At 72.0% G+C, this 15,770-nt stretch carries 11 protein-coding genes; 9 read left to right on the forward strand and 2 right to left on the reverse strand.

Annotation, left to right across the window (positions count from 1 at the left end; genetic code table 11):
* The first annotated feature begins 148 nt into the window (after positions 1-148).
* The 3 genes from ACQPWU_RS32795 (at position 149) to ACQPWU_RS32805 (ending at position 2,811) form a co-directional block, all read left to right on the forward strand.
* Positions 149-700: a hypothetical protein gene (locus tag ACQPWU_RS32795; RefSeq protein ID WP_433428561.1), complete on the forward strand. Its 552-nt coding sequence runs from the start codon at positions 149-151 to the stop codon at positions 698-700.
* A 117-nt stretch (positions 701-817) separates the two neighbouring features.
* Entirely contained in the window at positions 818-1,276 is a 459-nt protein-coding gene (locus ACQPWU_RS32800) for a hypothetical protein (RefSeq protein WP_433428564.1), read from the forward strand.
* An 11-nt stretch (positions 1,277-1,287) separates the two neighbouring features.
* Positions 1,288-2,811 carry a multicopper oxidase family protein gene (locus ACQPWU_RS32805; RefSeq protein WP_433428566.1) on the forward strand — a complete coding sequence of 508 codons (1,524 nt, stop codon included), beginning with the start codon at positions 1,288-1,290 and terminating at the stop codon, positions 2,809-2,811.
* A 4-nt stretch (positions 2,812-2,815) separates the two neighbouring features.
* On the opposite strand, the gene ACQPWU_RS32810 is transcribed toward ACQPWU_RS32805, so the two are convergent.
* Positions 2,816-6,127 (reverse strand): BTAD domain-containing putative transcriptional regulator, encoded by a 3,312-nt coding sequence (locus ACQPWU_RS32810; RefSeq protein ID WP_433428569.1) that lies wholly within the window; start codon positions 6,125-6,127, stop codon positions 2,816-2,818.
* A gap of 302 nt (positions 6,128-6,429) precedes the next feature.
* Between ACQPWU_RS32810 and ACQPWU_RS32815 the strand changes: the two genes are divergently transcribed.
* From ACQPWU_RS32815 to ACQPWU_RS32840, 6 genes are all read left to right on the forward strand, one after another.
* Entirely contained in the window at positions 6,430-6,591 is a 162-nt protein-coding gene (locus ACQPWU_RS32815) for a hypothetical protein (RefSeq protein WP_433428571.1), read from the forward strand.
* A gap of 60 nt (positions 6,592-6,651) precedes the next feature.
* On the forward strand, positions 6,652-7,653 hold the full coding sequence (locus ACQPWU_RS32820) for an MvdC/MvdD family ATP grasp protein (RefSeq protein WP_433428574.1): 1,002 nt from the start codon (positions 6,652-6,654) through the stop codon (positions 7,651-7,653).
* Positions 7,643-8,602 (forward strand): TIGR04500 family putative peptide maturation system protein, encoded by a 960-nt coding sequence (locus tag ACQPWU_RS32825; RefSeq protein WP_433428577.1) that lies wholly within the window; start codon positions 7,643-7,645, stop codon positions 8,600-8,602. The genes ACQPWU_RS32820 and ACQPWU_RS32825 overlap by 11 nt, the downstream gene beginning before the upstream one ends.
* Positions 8,599-8,775 (forward strand): hypothetical protein, encoded by a 177-nt coding sequence (locus ACQPWU_RS32830; RefSeq protein WP_433428580.1) that lies wholly within the window; start codon positions 8,599-8,601, stop codon positions 8,773-8,775. Before ACQPWU_RS32825 ends, ACQPWU_RS32830 begins: the two co-directional genes overlap by 4 nt.
* Entirely contained in the window at positions 8,772-10,931 is a 2,160-nt protein-coding gene (locus ACQPWU_RS32835; RefSeq protein WP_433428582.1) for a peptidase domain-containing ABC transporter, read from the forward strand. The genes ACQPWU_RS32830 and ACQPWU_RS32835 overlap by 4 nt, the downstream gene beginning before the upstream one ends.
* Before the next feature lie 138 nt (positions 10,932-11,069).
* Positions 11,070-12,629 carry a sulfatase family protein gene (locus tag ACQPWU_RS32840; protein ID WP_433445346.1) on the forward strand — a complete coding sequence of 520 codons (1,560 nt, stop codon included), beginning with the start codon at positions 11,070-11,072 and terminating at the stop codon, positions 12,627-12,629.
* Positions 12,630-12,875: 246 nt separating this feature from the next.
* On the opposite strand, the gene ACQPWU_RS32845 is transcribed toward ACQPWU_RS32840, so the two are convergent.
* Entirely contained in the window at positions 12,876-15,578 is a 2,703-nt protein-coding gene (locus ACQPWU_RS32845) for an ATP-binding protein (protein WP_433428585.1), read from the reverse strand.
* Between the last annotated feature and the right edge of the window lie 192 nt (positions 15,579-15,770).

Consider the following 15,770-nt stretch of genomic DNA (forward strand, 5'->3'; position numbering starts at 1 on the left):
CCTTCAGCTCGTTCCGGAGGGGCGGACCGGATCGTAGAACCTTGACGCTGACGTCAAGGCAAACCGGTCTTATGAGCAGGGCCACTTGGGCGATGCCCAGGATGCGAGGCCCCGCCATGCCGGGCGAGCCGACAGTAAACTGCCCGATATGCGGCGATTGAGCAGTACGGTGGTCGTGGTGGCGGGAGACGGGGCCGCGGATGTGGTCGCCGGGCTGGACGGGCTGCACAACGTGCGGGCGATCCCACGGGGAGAGCGCCGGCCGGCCGAGGTGATGGAGATCGCGGGGCGGTCGGCGGCGACGTACGTCGTGCACGACGCCGATCCGCTGGCCGATGTGGCCACGGCGTGGACGGCGTACTTCGACGGCACGGGAGTGACCGGCGCCCTGGAGGTGGCCATCGAGGCCGCGCTGGGCGAGCTGCGCGCCGACCGGCTGGTGCTGCCCGACTACTACCTGGTGCTGGACCCCGACGGGATGACGGAGACGTGGCGGCACTGGTGGCTCGGGGTGCTGGGCGGAGCCGCGCCCGTACGGGTCGTGCCGGTGCACGCCTCGGCGGGAGCCGTCGCCGAGGAGCTGGGGCGGCTGACGGCGGGGCGGTGGTGGCCCGCTGACCTGCGGGCATGGCTACGCGGGCTGCCCCGGGTGGTGCCCGACCAGGCCGGGCTGCCCGGCTCCGGCGCGGTGGTGGCCTAGCAACCTCCGCGGTCCACCAAGTCCGTAACAAGTCGTCCACCATTCCCCTGCAACTCGCGCTCCCTACCTTGAGAACACCGGTCCTCGATGGCCGGACTTCGCAAGGGGAGGGGCTCAATGAAACAGGTCTACAAGGTCCTGGCCTATCTGGTCGCGATCGAGGTGGCCGTGCAGGCGTCGATGGTGGTCTGGTTTGACGCCGGACTCGGCAAGTGGATCGACGGGGGCGGCGTGGCCGACAAGACGCTCGTCGAGAGCGGGGCAGCGCCGTTCCCCGAGTTCCTGGGCATCATCATCCACGGCATGAACGGGATGTTCGTCATCCCTGCCCTCGCGCTGCTCCTGCTGATCTCCTCGTTCTGGGCGAAGGTCCCCGGAGCCGTGAAGGCGGCCGGGCTGGTGCTCCTGCTGGTCGTCCTGCAGGTCACCTTCGGCCTCTTCGGCCACGACATCCCGCTGGTGGGCGCCGTGCACGGCATCAACGCGCTGCTGCTGTTCGGCTCGGCGATCTACGCGGCACGTCGTGGTGCGGCCGTGAGCGCGCCCGTCGCCGTGCACCCCGTGGCCAACGGCTGACGGCGCGTCTCATGCTTCGCCATCCCCCGGGCGGCCGCGTCCGTCTCATCGTCGCGTGCGCCGCGACGGTGGCCGTACTCGGGCCGCTGATCTGGCTCTGGCAGGACAGCCTGCTGCCGGAGGCGTACTCGGTCATGGACATGGGGTACGCCGACTACGGGGGCGGACCGCACGGCTCCTCCCAGCACGAAGCGCATTCGGCAGGAGGAGCCTCGGCCCATGCAGGCCATGGACCGGCGGCCGGGCGCGACGTGACGCGACTGACCGCCGACGCCGGCCGCCAGGCCGACGTCTCGGTGAGCCTGGTCGCCCGCAAGCAGCGCTTCCGGCTGTCCTCCGGCCGCGAGTTCGACGGTTACACGCTCAACGGCCAGTCCCCCGGCCCCGTCATCAAGGCCACCGAGGGCCAGCTGGTGCAGGTGCGGCTGATCAACGAGTCGGTGCCGGGGGGCATCACGCTGCACTGGCACGGCGTCGACGTGCCCAACGCCGAGGACGGGGTCGCCGGGGTCACGCAGGACGCGGTCGGCGTCGGCAAGGAGTTCACCTACCGGTTCATCGCGGATCGTGCGGGCACCTTCTGGTACCACTCTCACCAGATGTCACACGAGCAGGTCCGAGGGGGGCTGCTCGGGGCGCTGGTGGTCGAGCCGGGATCACGCAAGGGCGAGGTCACCGACGCCGTGGCGCTGGTGCACCTGTACAACGGGGTCCGCACCGTCAACGGGCGCGAGGGCGACGTGCACGTCGAGGCGGCGCCCGGCGCGCGGGCGCGGGTACGGGTGATCAACACCGAGTACGGCGTCATGCCGGCCTGGGTCAGCGGCACGCCGTACCGGCTGGTGGCCGTCGACGGCACGGAGATCAACGGGCCCGCGCCGGTGACGGGCAAGGCCCTCGCGGTCGCCGCCGGAGGACGCGCCGACATCGAGGTGACCATGCCCGAGGACGGCTCCCCGGTCCGGATCCACCTCGGCGGCCCCGCCGGCGTCGTGCTCGGCTCGAGGTCGTACGACGCGCCTGCGGTGCCGCGACCGGCGGCGACGCTCGACCTGCTCACGTACGGCACCCGTGCGCCGCTCGCGTTCGACCCCGGCAAGCCCGACCGGCGGTTCGAGTACGACGTGGGGCGCCGCCCCGGCTTCCTCGACGGGGTCCCGGGGGTGTGGTGGACGATCAACGGCCACCTCTACCCCGACGTGCCCATGTTCCACGTGGCCGAGGGTGACGTGGTGCGGATGCGCATCTCCAACCACAGCGGTGAGGGCCATCCCATGCACCTGCACGGCCACCACGCGGTGGTGCTCAGCCGCGACGGCGTGCCGGCCACCGGCAGCCCCTGGTGGGTGGACTCCCTCGAGGTCGGGGCCGACGAGTCGTACGAGATCGCGTTCGTCGCCGACAACCCCGGCGTCTGGATGGACCACTGCCACAACCTGCCCCACGCCTCCGAGGGGCTCGTCACCCACCTGATGTACGAGGGGGTCACCACCCGCTTCACCGTTGGAGGCTCGGCGGACAACGAACCGGAGTGAGCTGCTACACGCCGCGGAGGGCGTCGCGTTCCCAGAGCGGCGATCCCCAGCGGCGGGCGATCTCCACCGCGTGCTCGAAGTGCTCGACGGCCTCGTCCCGGCGGCCCAGGAGGAGGGCCAGCTCGCCCAGCGTGTGCGCCACCGGGCGCAGCGCGAGGGAGTGGGTGGCGGCCCCCGGCACCACGTCGCGGATGGGGAGCAGGGCCTCCACCAGGCCCTCGGCCTCCTCACGCGCGCCCAGCGCGACAACGGCCATCGCGCGTAGCGTCGCGAAGACGGAGTGGTAGAAGTCCTGGCGCAGCGGCGGCAGGTCGCGGCGCACGGCTCTCGCCTCGTCCGGCCGCCCGGCGGCGGCCAGGGACAGGGCCAGCACGTCGGCGAGGAGGGGCCCACCGGCCTCGTACAGCCGCCGCACCGCGGGCTCGTGCTCGCCGATCCGGCCCTGGCTGATGCGGATGGCGATGAGCGCGAGGCCGTGGACGATGCCGGCGTGGATGGAGCCGTCCCTGACCATCTTCTCGTGGACCTCGCCGTACAGGCGCTCGGCCTCGTCGAGGCGCCCGGCGATGTGCGCGAGCATCGCGTGCCCGCACAGCCCGACCGTCAGGGCCTCGGGCATCTGGTACGCACGCGCGATCTCCATGCCCCGGTCGATGTGGGCCCGCAGCGCGCCCGTGTCCCCCACCGCGCCCGCCACCGTGGTCAGGGTCCACTCGGCGAACCACCGGTAGGCGATGAGGTCGTGCTCCTCCGACAGCGCTGCCAGCTGCCCGGCCAGCGGGCCGCGGACGTGCGCCTCGCGCTCGTAGTCGGCCTCCTTGATCAGCAGTGCCAGCCCCAGCGCGGTCATCGCGGGATCGTCCAGGTCACGGGCCAGGTCGGCGACCTCGCGGGCGGCCGCCAGGCTACGCGGGTCCCCTTCGCCCGCCAGCTCGCCGCAGAACGCGTCGAGCAGCCGGCAGCGGGTGACCGGATCGAGGTCGCCGCGTCGGAGCAGCCGCGACAGCAACTCCACCGTGGGCGTGTCCACCACCCCATACGGGCGGATCTGCCAGGGCGTGGCCTCGGTCCACGACGTGAACGCGGCGATCAGCAGCTCGTCGCGCCCTGACTCCCTGGCGACCTGGACGGCCCGTTCCCGGGTGTCGCGGGCGGCGACCACGGCGCCCGCGCGTACCTGCGCCCGCAGCAGCTCTCCCAGCAGCTCCACCCGGCGGGCGTCGCGGCCGCCGGCGTCGGCGACCCGCTCGAAGCAGTCCAGCGCCTGGTCGAGCAGCTCCACCGCGGTGTCGTGGGCGTACCTGCGGGTGGCGAGCTCGGCGGCGCGGACCGAGTAGTCCACCGCGTGCGCGGCCGTGGCCGAGGTCGCCGCCCTGGCGTAGTGGTGCGCGAGCGCGGTCGCATCGCCGGGATGCAGCGCCCGCAGCGACTCGGCTATGCGGGCGTGCATGCGCGTCCGCCGTACCTGGGGAAGGTCCTTGTAGAGGGTGTCGCGCACGAGCGCGTGCACGAACCGGACGCGTCCCGGCGACGGCTCGGTCAGCAGCCCGGACAGCTCCCCCGCCTCCAGCGCGTCGAGCACCTCGTCCTCGTCGCCGTCGGCGGCGTTGATCAGGACCTCGACCTCTGCCTCCCTGCCGACCACCGCGGCCAGCCGCAACACGCTCACCGCCGCCGCGGGAAGCCTGGCGAGGCGGCGGCGGAGCACGTCACGCACGCCCTCCGGCACCAGGGACAGGCTGCCCTCGCTGGCCAGCAGCCGGGCGCTCTCCCACACGTAGAACGGGTTTCCGCCGGTGCGTTCGGCCAGCGACGCGACGGTGCCGGGATCGACGGTCCTGCCGCACACGTACGTGACCAGCCGCTCGACGTCGGCCACGGGCAGCCCGTCCAGGTGCAGCCGCAGCGGGACGTGCCGGGCGAGCGCGGCCAGCACGTCCTCCTGCTGCGTCTCGATGATCTCGGCGGGCCGGAAGGCGGCGATGAGCAGGACGCGCGCGTCACCCAGGTTGTCGGCGACCGCGCCGAGCAGGGCGAGGGTCTCGGTGTCCGCTCGGTGCAGGTCGTCGAGGACGATCGCCAGCGCCTGCCGCGACCTGCCCCGCGGGATCGTACGCAGCCACGAGCAGACCGCCCGATGCAGCCGGAACCGCCCCGCCGAGGCATCGTCGCCGGCCAGCGAACCCTCCCCGAGCAGCGGCGACAGCGCCGTCTCATGCTCGCCGGGAGGGAACATGCGCGCCAGCGGCCGCAGCGCCTCCAGCCACGCCCAGGCCGGGGGCGCGCCCTCGGTCTCCGGGCAGCGGCCCACGGTCACGAGCCATTGGCCGGGCTCCAGACGGTCGTGCAGCTGGGTGAGCAGCGCCGTCTTGCCGGCCCCCGGCTCCCCGGCGACCAGGGCGATTCTCGGGGTGCCCACGAGCGCCTCGTCCGCGGCGCGGGTGAGCGCGGCCAGCTCGGCGGCCCGCCCCACGAACAGCGACCGCTGCGGGGCGATCTCGGGCATCGCCCGTACGGGCGCCGCGCCGGTGTCGTGGCGGGCCACGGAGGCGTGCAGCACGTCCATGCGCTGCTGGAGTATGGCCTCCTCCAGCTCCACCAGGGCCGGTCCTGGATCGAGCCCGAGCTCGTCGATCAGCGTGCCGCGGGCTCTGCGCAGCGCGCTCAGCGCGTCGGCCTGCCGGTTGCCGCCCCACAGGGCCAGCGCGAGCAGCCGCCAGCCCTCCTCGCGCAGCGGCTGCCGCCGCGTCAGCACCTCGGCCGCGGGCACGGCGTCGGCGATCGGGGCGGATCTGAGCATCGTGGCCACCAGGAGCTCGCCGGCGCCGAGCTTCAGCTCCTCCAGCCTGGCCGCCTCGGCGACGGCCCACTCCTCGTGGGCCATCTCGGCGTACGCGTCCCCGCGCCACAGGGCGAGGGCCTCCTCCAGCAGGGTCCTCGCGTGGGCCGGCTTGTCGTGGTGGTGCTCGCGGGCCTCGCGGACGAGCCGCTCGAACCGCCAGGCGTCCACCGCGTCGTCGGTCAGCCGGATCGCGTAGCCGGGGGCGGCGCTGACCAGGACGCGGGCCGGGGCACGCGGCGGCCGGTCGGGCTCGAGCGCCCGGCGCAGGTTGGAGATGTACGACTGGAGTGCCGCGATGGCCTGGGGCGGCGGTTCGCCCTGCCACAGGTCGTCGATGAGCCGGTCGACGGAGACCACGTCTCCCCTGGCCGCCACGAGCCGGCCGACGATGGCGCGCTGCCGCGCTCCGCGAAGCGGGACGGCGGAGCCGTCGACGGCGGCCTGAATGGGACCGAGCACCCCGATGCGGATCACCGGACGATCCTGGACCGATCCAACGGGAAGCCGGATAAGTCCCGTCTTGGAACCTCGATGAGCACGGGCACATCGTAGATCCCGAAAGGCTCTTGACGCTACGTGCAGATCACCCAGTACGGCGCCTTGTCAGGTGAATTGCGCGCGACTTGGGCGCGACTTGTGAAGGGCACGTTCGGCTTGGGCGGGGATCGCAAGTCCGATCCAAGATTTCGCGAAGTGTCCGTCAAGTGGTGATTCCTAGCGTTCTCTCCGGTTGCCCGTCCGGGCGGCCACCTACGGGGACGTCGAAAGGAAACACCGTGTCCAAGATCAAGATCGACGACATCGCGGCCGCCGGGCCCGAGCTGAACGAGGGCGACCTGCGCCTCGTCAACGGGGGCGCGAAGTTCGACCGGACCAGCTGGGTCATCGTCATCGGGATGGGCGAGTACCCGGACCGGGACGACATGTCGGACGCGTAGTCGATATCACCGCGGGGCGCCGTCCGGCGCCCCGCGGGCTTTCTCAGGAGAAAACGCGATATGTCAGCTGAAATCCTCATCCTGACCTGCGACGACGACACGCACGCCCATCAGGTGGCCGGGCTCCTCGCCGATCGGGGCGCGCGGGCAGTGCTCTTCGACCCCGCCGACTACCCCTCGCGGGCCCGCATCGAGGCGGCCTACGGCAGGCGGGTACGGCGTACGCTCCAGACTGGCGAGGCCCACGTGGACCTCGACACCCTGACCGCCGTGTGGTTCCGCCGCCCCAGGCCGCCCGCCGCGCACCCCGAGATCATCGAACCGGCCGTCCGCGCGTGCGTCGAGCGGGAATGCGCCGCGTTCGCCGCTGACCTGTGGGACCAGCTCGGCTGCCGGTACGTGCCCGCGCCGCGCGAGTCCATCCGCCGCGCCCAGCGCAAGACCTCCCAGCTCGCCCTGGCCGGCCGGCTCGGCTTCGAACTGCCCGACACCCTGATCACCCACGACCCCGGCACGTTCCTGGACTTCTACAACCGGCACAGCGGCCAGATCATCACCAAGCCGCTCAACGACCCCAAGGCGCTGCGCGCCGACGGCGAGGCGGTGAGCCGCATGTCGGAACCGGTCTCCACACGGGACGTGGGCCACGCCGACGCGATCCGCTTCGCGCCGGTCATCGTGCAGGAGTACGTCGCCAAACGCGTCGAGCTGCGCGTCACCGTCGTCGGCCGCACGGTGTTCGCCGCCGAGATCCACTCGCAGGAGAACAACCACGCCCGCCACGACTGGCGCCGCTACGACCTGGCGGCCACCCGGCACGCGGTGCACGACCTGCCGCCCGACGTCGCCGCGCGATGCGTCGAGCTTGTCGTACGGCTCGGGCTGACGTACGGGGCGATCGATCTGATCCTCACCCCGGACGATCGCTACGTCTTTCTGGAGATCAACCCGAGCGGCCAGTGGTTGTGGATCGAGAACGCCACGGGCCTGCCCATCAGCGCGGCCATCTGCGACCTGCTCATGCACGGAACCTCCGGAGAGGGGCGGGGCCATGCTGCGTGAGGCGCTCGGCACCCTGCGCGCCGTGGCGGACCTGGAGCCGACGGAGGCCCAGGAGCGGCTGAAGGACCTGCGGGAACGCCATCCCCATACGCGGTTCCGGCTGCTGTGGCAGCGGGAGGAGTACGACGGCTCGCTGCACTACGACCTGCTGATCACCACGCCGGGCGAGGGCACGGTCTCGCTGTCCTGGTGCCCCGACCGGGCGTTGCCGTGGCCGCTGCGCAGCGTGCACCGCGCCGGGGAGCTGGCGTTCCTGCGCGTCAACGGCGTCACCGTGCTGATCTCGGAAGTCGTGGCCCGCTTGGACTTCCTGTGGGAGGAGACCGGGCTGATGGACCGCCTGATCTCTTCTGCCCTGCTGCAACAGGACCTGCAGGAGTCGCCGGTCGAGTTCGCCGAGGGCGAGCTGCAGGAGGCGGTGGACGCCTTCCGCCGCGCCCGCGGCCTGCTGACCGCGGCGCAGACCGGCGAGTGGATGGAGCGGCGCTCGATGACCACGCGCGACCTGGAAGAGCTCGTGGCGGGTGAGGCCGCGGCCGAGCACATCCGCCGCCGGGTGACCGAGGGGCGGGTGGAGCGGTATTTCGACGAGCATCGCGACGAGTTCGGCACAGCCAGGATCGCCCGGCTGACGTTTCCGGACGCCGCAGCGGCCCACCGCGCGGCCGGGAGACTCGCCGAGTCCGCGGAGGCGCTTGACGTTTTCTACACCCTGGCCGAGTCGGGGGAAGCGAGGCTGGTGATCGAGGAGGTGCCGCTCACCGACCTCCAGAAGCCGGCGCCCGGCGATGAGCTGATCAGGGTGATCTCCGTCAGCTCCGCCGAACTGGACGCGTCGGCTCGCAGACGCGTGGAGCAGCGAATCTTCGAGGAGTGGCTGCAGGAGCGGCGCCGTACCGCGAGGGTCGAATGGTTCTGGGGCACCACGGCAAGGACGAGCGCCCGGTGAACGGGCGGGTCTTCCGTCGGGAGCCGCTGCGCCGCCGCGCCGCCCCGCCGCCGGCCCCGCCGGAGCCGCTGGACGTTCACAGCCGGACGTTCGCGTTGCTGTGGGCGGCGGTGGCCGCGCTGGCGCTGGCAATCTGCGTACTGACGTGGTTGCTGCTGCGGGGCGGCATATGAGGCGGCGAGTCCAGCTGCTCCTGCAGAGCGGCGCAGCCGAGTGCGGGGCCGCCTGCCTGGCCATGATCCTCTCCTTCCACGGCCGCCGCACCTCCATACCGGAGATCGCCGGCGCGCTCCAGGTCGGCAGGGACGGCTTGAGCGCGCTCGACATCGTCACAGCCGCCCGCGAGCACGGCCTGCACGCACGGGCGTTCTCGCTGGAGCCGTCCGACCTTGCCAGGGTGCCGCTTCCGGCCGTCGTCCACTGGGACTTCCAGCACTTCGTCGTGGTCGAGCGGTGGGGGCCCGATCGCGCCGACATCGTGGACCCCGCACAGGGGCGGCGGCGGCTGACGGCCGCGGAGTTCGATGACGGTTTCACGGGGGTGCTGCTGGCGTTCGAGCCGGGGCCGGGGTTCCGGCGCAGGCGGTCGAATCCGTCGGGCGCGTGGCGGCGCGACTTCCTGCGAGTGCTGCTGGCCCGCAGGAAGGGCCTGCTGGCCCAGGTGCTGCTGGCGTCGTTCCTGCTCCAGGCTCTCGGGCTCGGGCTGGCCGGGGCCTCTCAGGTGGTGGTCGACCGCGTCCTGCCGGGCGGCGGCGACGCCTCGCTGCTCACGCTTCTCGGCGTGCTGGTCGTCGCGGCGGCGCTGACACAGTTCGTCATCGGGTATCTGCGGGCGGCGTTGCTGGTCACCCTGCGAGCTCGCATGGACGGCGAGGTCACCAGAGGTCTGGTTTCGCATCTCATCGCGTTGCCCTTCCGGTATTTCGCGGCGCGAGGCAGGGGCGATCTGGCGATGCGGGCGCACAGCGTCTCGTCGCTGCGCGACATGCTCACCGGGCAGATCCTGTCGTCGCTGCTGGATGGGCCGCTGGCGGTGGTCTATCTGGCTCTGGTCTTCGCGCGCGATCCGCTGTTCGGCGGCTGCGTGGCGGCGCTCGCGGTGTTGCAGGCGGGCCTGCTGCTGAGCACGTCGAGAAAGGTACGCGACCTCACCGCGCGCGAGATGTCGGCCCTGGCGGCCACCCAGGACCGGTTGCTCGAGGCCATCGGCGGCATCGAGACCTTGAAGGCGTCGGGCGCGGAACCTCAGGTGATGCGGCGGTGGTCGGACCAGTTCACCGTGCAACTGGACGCGGACGTGCGCGGCGGCCTCGTCCAAGGGGTGGTGGAGGCGGGTCTGGGCGCCATCCGATACCTCGCCCCGCTCGCCCTGCTGTGGGCGGGCGCCTGGCGGGTGCTCGACGGCTCTTTGAGCCTGGGCACACTACTGGCGCTCAACGCCGTCGCGGTCGCCGCGCTCGGCCCACTGGGCTCGCTGATCGGCAACCTGCAGAGCCTCCAGCAGGCGGGCGCTCACTTCGACCGGCTGTCCGACATCCTCACCGCCGAGCCCGAGCCCGCGGACGGCATCGAGGTGCTGCGGCTGCGCGGGTCGATCGACCTGCGTGGCGTGAGCTTCCGTCACGATCCGCGCGGGCCGTGGACGCTGCGCGACGTGTCATTGTCGGTACGGGCCGGGCAGAAGGTGGCGCTGGTCGGCCCGTCGGGATCGGGCAAAAGCACCTTGGCCAGGCTGCTGCTCGCCCTGCACCAGCCGACCGAGGGCGAGATCCGCTACGACGGCGTCCCCGTGCCGGAGCTCAACCTGCGCTCGCTACGCCGCCAGTTCGGCGTGGTCACCCAGGAACCGTCCCTTTTCACCGGCACGATCAAGGAGAACATCGCACTCAACGACCCCGGGGCTCCGCTCGATCGGATCGTCCAGGCGGCCCGGCTGGCGTGCGTGCACGACGAGATCGTCGCCATGCCCATGGGGTACGACACCATGCTCGTGGAAGGCGGCGGCCTGTCCGGTGGCCAGCGGCAACGCCTGGCCCTGGCCCGCGCGCTGCTGTCCAGCCCGAAGATCCTCCTGCTCGACGAGGCCACGAGCCATCTCGACAGCGCCACGGAGGCCGCCATCGAGGAGAACCTGGCCTGGCTGACCCAGACCAGGATCGTCATCGCCCACCGGCTCAGCACCGTACGCGATGCCGACCTCATCCTCGTGGTGGAGGACGGCCACATTGCCGAACGCGGCACCCACACCGAACTGCTCGCCCTGCGCGGCCGCTACGCCCGCCTCGTCCACGCCCAGACCCACGGCCACGTCGAGGCATCCATGGGGTGATATACACCTCCTTGTGATGCTTTGAGTTGCTTGGGTGATTTGTCCTGAATTACTGTGCATCGGCACTCCCAACCTCCTATCTGCGCCGAAGAGGCTGTCATGGCGATGTCCGGAAATATCAGGAAAAGCTTGGCGCTGGTGGTAGCCGTCGTCCTCGCCTTGACCATGGCGTCCCAGGCGGCCGCCGGCACCGTGGCCCAGCCCAAGCGGCCGAACATCATCTTCTTCCTGGTCGACGACATGTCAGCCGAGCTGCTCCAGTACATGGACACGGTCAAGAGCCTCGCCCACGACGGCACCTCGTTCACCGACTACTACGTGGCCGACTCGCTCTGCTGCCCGTCCCGGGCCACCATGTTCACCGGCCAGTTCCCCCACAACACCGGCGTGCGGACCAACCAGGGCTACGACCACGGCGGTTATCAGGCGTTCCAGAAGCACGAGGGCAGGACGTACGCCGTCTCCCTCCATCAAGCCGGATACCGTACGGGCTACCTGGGCAAGTACATCAACGAGTATCCCGCCGGCCACGGCTACAAGGTGCCGGTCGGCTGGGACGAGTGGCATGTGACCGCGGCCGGTGGATACAACGAGTACAAGTACCGGCTCACCCGCTACATCAAGGAGGAATCGGGCGGCAAGCGGCCGACCGATCCCTCTGGGGGCACGTACCTGGTGGACGAGCTGGGGCAGCGGGCAGTGGGCTTCATCGAGCGGTCCCGCAAGTACGCCCCCGGCGAGCCGTTCTTCCTGCAGGTCTCGCCCTTCTCGCCGCACAACAGGGTCAACGTCAAGCCCGGTGACACGGAGCCGCGCTTTCCGCCCGCGGAACGCGACCGGCCGAAGGACCGGTTCCCTGGCGGGGAGTTCCCCCACGGCGACTGCGGCGGCGTCGACTGCGACAGCATCGACGTAACCGCCCTGCCCACGTTCAACGAGGACACCGCCGACAAGCCCTCCTGGGTACGGCGGGCGCCGATCGGCCCGAAGATCGTCGAGCAGCTCCGCGAGGACTTCCGCGACCGGATCCGTATGGTGCAGTCGATCGACGACATGGTGGCCCGCGTCCTGTCCGCGTTGACCGAGCAGGAGAAGCAGAACACGTACGTCGTGTTCACCAGCGACAACGGCTTCCACCTTGGGCAGCACCGCCTGGTGCGCGGCAAGGCCACCGCCTACGACCAGGACGTACGGGTGCCGCTCATCGTCAGGCGGCCGGCCGCGGGGCAGCACGGCGACCTCGTGACCAACGCCATCGCCCAGAACGTGGACCTGTTCGCGACCTTCCTCGACATGGCCGGCGTCGACCAGGCGACGCGCGACAGCCGCGACGGTCGCAGCCTGCTGCCCCTCATCCAGGGCCAGAAGGTCGCCGGCTGGCGCGATGCGGCGCTGATCGAGCACGTCAAGCCGACCCCCAACGCGCCTGGCCAGCCCGACCCCGACGCGGACGCCCTCAAGAAGGGCAACTCCCGTCCGCCCACCTACAATGCCGTGCGCACCGCGGGTGAGCTCTATGTCGAGTACAAGGGCGATCCGAAGCCCGAGTACTACAACACCGTCACCGATCCTCGCGAGGAGTCCAACGACCCCGGCAACGCCAGAACCGCCGACCTCAGCAAGGTCCTCGATGCGCTGAAGGGGTGCGGCAAGCCCGGCGCGGTGGACTGCTGGACAGCCGCCCACGTGAACTCGTAGGGCCGGGGTGGCGCCCGCGGTCAGGTACTTCCTCGCGCGCGAGGAAGTACCTGACTTTCGTCGCCGAGTCGTCCGTCACGGCCACGATCCACACACGTCCTGGGGCGGGCATTGGCTGGAGCAGCCGGCCGCCTGCTTCGTCGGCGAGTGGGGCGCGGCAGCGGACGTCGCCCGCCAGATCGCGGCGCTGGTAGCCGGTGAGAGCAGGGGCACCGCGCGGCGATGTCGCGCGGGCCGAGGCTCCGTTCAGCCCAGGTCGAGGCGGGCGAGTTCGGTGCGGGTGGTGACGCCGAGTTTGGGGAAGGCGCGGTACAGATGGTGGCTGACGGTCTTGGGGCTGAGGAAGAGCTGGGCGGCGACCTCCCGGTTGGTGGCCCCCGTGGCGGCCAGGCGTACCACCTGCAGTTCCTGGGGTGAGAGCGAGGCGACCAGGTCGGGGGCGCCCTGGGCCAGGGTCTCACCCGCCGCGCGCAGCTCGGCGCGGGTCCGCTCGGCCCATGGGCGGGCGCCGACGCGTTCGAAGGTCTCCAGCGCGGAGCGCAGGCGGGTGCGGGAGTCGTTCTTCCGGCGGGCGCGGCGCAGCCACTCGCCGTAGAGCAGGTCGGTGCGGGCCCGTTCGTACGGTCGGTTCGCGTCGGCGTGTGACCGTGCGGCCTGCTCCCAATGCCGTTCCGCCTCGTCGTCGTGGGCGAGGAGGGCACGGCAGCGGTGCAGTACGGCGTCCGCCCACGGATGGCGGGCGGCCGTGGCCCAGGACTCGAAGCGGGCGAGCGGTTGTGCGGCGCGGGCGGGCCGGCCCAGCCGTACGGCGGCCTCGATCTGGTCGGGAACGAAGTAGATGGGCATGATCTGGTGCCGGAGCGGCCCGCGTGCGGCGGCGTCGAAGCGTTCCAGCGCGGCCTCGAAGCGGCCTTGGCCGAGATCCAGCAGGCCGAGCGCCCACTCGGCCCAGCCCACGATCGTCGCCACCGGATGGGCGGTGACGTGCGCGATCGTACGCTCGGCGAGCTCGCGGCAGTCCTGTTCCCGCCCCTGGACGGCGGCCACCATGGCCAAGACGCTCTCGAAGTGCGCGACGCGGTGCGTCTGGCCGATGTCGGTGGCGAGCAGGCGTCCCTCGGTCGCGGTCATGACGGCGTCGCGGAAGCGCCCGAGGTACATCTGGTGGATCGCCAGCACCGCCTGGGCGAGCGGCAGCAGCCCGATCATGCCGTCGGCCCGGCATTCCTCGATCACCGACTGCGCGATGCCGAGCCCGTTGTCGAAGTCGCCCGATATCCCGGCCAGCGAGCAGATACTGATCCTGAGGGCCGACATGCCGGAGGGAATCGCCCCGGCCACGGCGATGAGCTCGCGAAACGGCGGGAGCGCCCGGTCCAGGTCGCCGGCCAGGAAGTCGGCCATCGCGCGGGCCGCCCGGACGAACCCGTCCAGCCCGTCCTCCGGCGTCAGCGGCAGGCCGGCGAGCCGCGCCGCGGACTCGGCGACGGCCGCCGGATCGCTGAGGTACCACGCGTTGCGCACCGCGTCGAGCAGGATGAGTGCCGCACCCTTCCGGTCCAGATCCGCGACGGAGGCGGCCCCGTCGAGGAGGATCCGGTGGGCGTCATGCACGGCGCCCCGGTCGAACGCGATCCGGCCGCGCAGGCCCGCGAGCCGGGCGAGGGTCAGCGGGTCGTCGGCGAGCCGCCGCGTCTGATCGGCCAGGACCTGCGCGTGCTCCAGGGCGCCGGCGTCCGCTGCGGCCTCGGCTGCCAGGGCCAGCCGCCGGGCACGTTCGGCAGGCTGAGGGGTAAGGCGGGCCGCCCGCTCCATGGCAGCGGCGGCCGCGGCGTGGCCCGCGCGTTCGCGGGCGCGGCCCGCCGCCTGTTCGAGCGCGGCGGCGATCGGCTCGTCGCGGCCGGTCACGGTGGCGGCCAGGTGCCAGGCGCGGCGGTCGGCGTCCTGCTCGTCGTCGAGCGCCCCGGCGAGGGCGCCGTGCACGGCCAGGCGCTCGTCGTAGGCCGCCCGCCGCGCCGCCGCCGTACGCATCAGGGGGTGGCCGAAGGACAGGCATCCGCCGGCGATGGACAGGAACCCGGCGCGTTCGGCCGGGCCCAGGGCGGCGGCATCGACCCCCAGCTTTCCGGCCGCGCGCACGACGACGTCGAGATCCCCGGCGTCGTCGAGGGCCGCGACCAGCAGCATCGTCTGGCTGTCCGGCGGCAGGACGGCGATCCGCGCCTCGTATGCCTCCTGGATCCGGCGCGGCAGCGGCAGCGGTTCCTGTGCGTGCTGGAGCGAATCGGGCAGCCGGGGCAGCTCGATCAGAGCGAGCGGGTTTCCGCCGCTCGCGGCGAGGATCCTCTCCCGTACGGCGGGGCCCAGCCCGGGCGTGTGCTCGTGCAGCAGGTCGCCGGCGGCCGGCCGGTCGAGGCCTTGGAGCCGTAACTCGGGCACCCCGGGCGCGTGGAACCCGTCCCTGGCCGCGAACAGCAGCGCGATCCCCTCCGAGTGCAGCCGCCTGGCCGCGAACAGCAGCGCCTCGGCCGACGACCGGTCCATCCACTGGGCGTCGTCGACCAGGCAGAGCAGCGGGCCGTCCTCGGCCAGCTCGGTGAGCAGCGACAGGGCGGCCAGGCCGATGAGGAAGCGGTCCTCAGGGGCGGCGGCCAGGCCGAACGCCCCCTCCAGCGCCCTGGCTTGCGGCGCGGGGAGCCTGCCGATCCGGTCGAGGGCCGGGCGGAGCAGCAGGTGGAGCGCCGCGAAGGGCAGCTCGGCCTCGGTCTCGATGCCGGTGCCGCGCAGCTGTCGCATGCCCTCCGACGACCGGGCGGCGTGGTCGAGGAGCGCGGACTTGCCGATCCCGGGCTCGCCTCGCAGGATCAGGCTCCCGCTCCGGCCGCCCCCGGCCTGCGCGATCAGCGCCTCGATCTTCGCCTGTTCCCGCTCCCGCCCCCACAGCACCATCGGAATCTACCGTCGCCGCCGGACGAGCTGACAGGCGGCACCAGTCAATCGTCCGATACCGGGCGGACGCCCCTGATCCCTAACGTCGTACCGCCAGGCAGGGTCCGAGACGTAAGGGAGAAGCGTGTGGATTTCTTGATCTTTCTACTGTTGTTCGCCGTGCTGTGCGGCGGGCTCGACCACTGGGCCACC

It is taken from the genome of Nonomuraea sp. CA-141351 (genome assembly GCF_050944675.1).
GTDB lineage: Bacteria > Actinomycetota > Actinomycetes > Streptosporangiales > Streptosporangiaceae > Nonomuraea.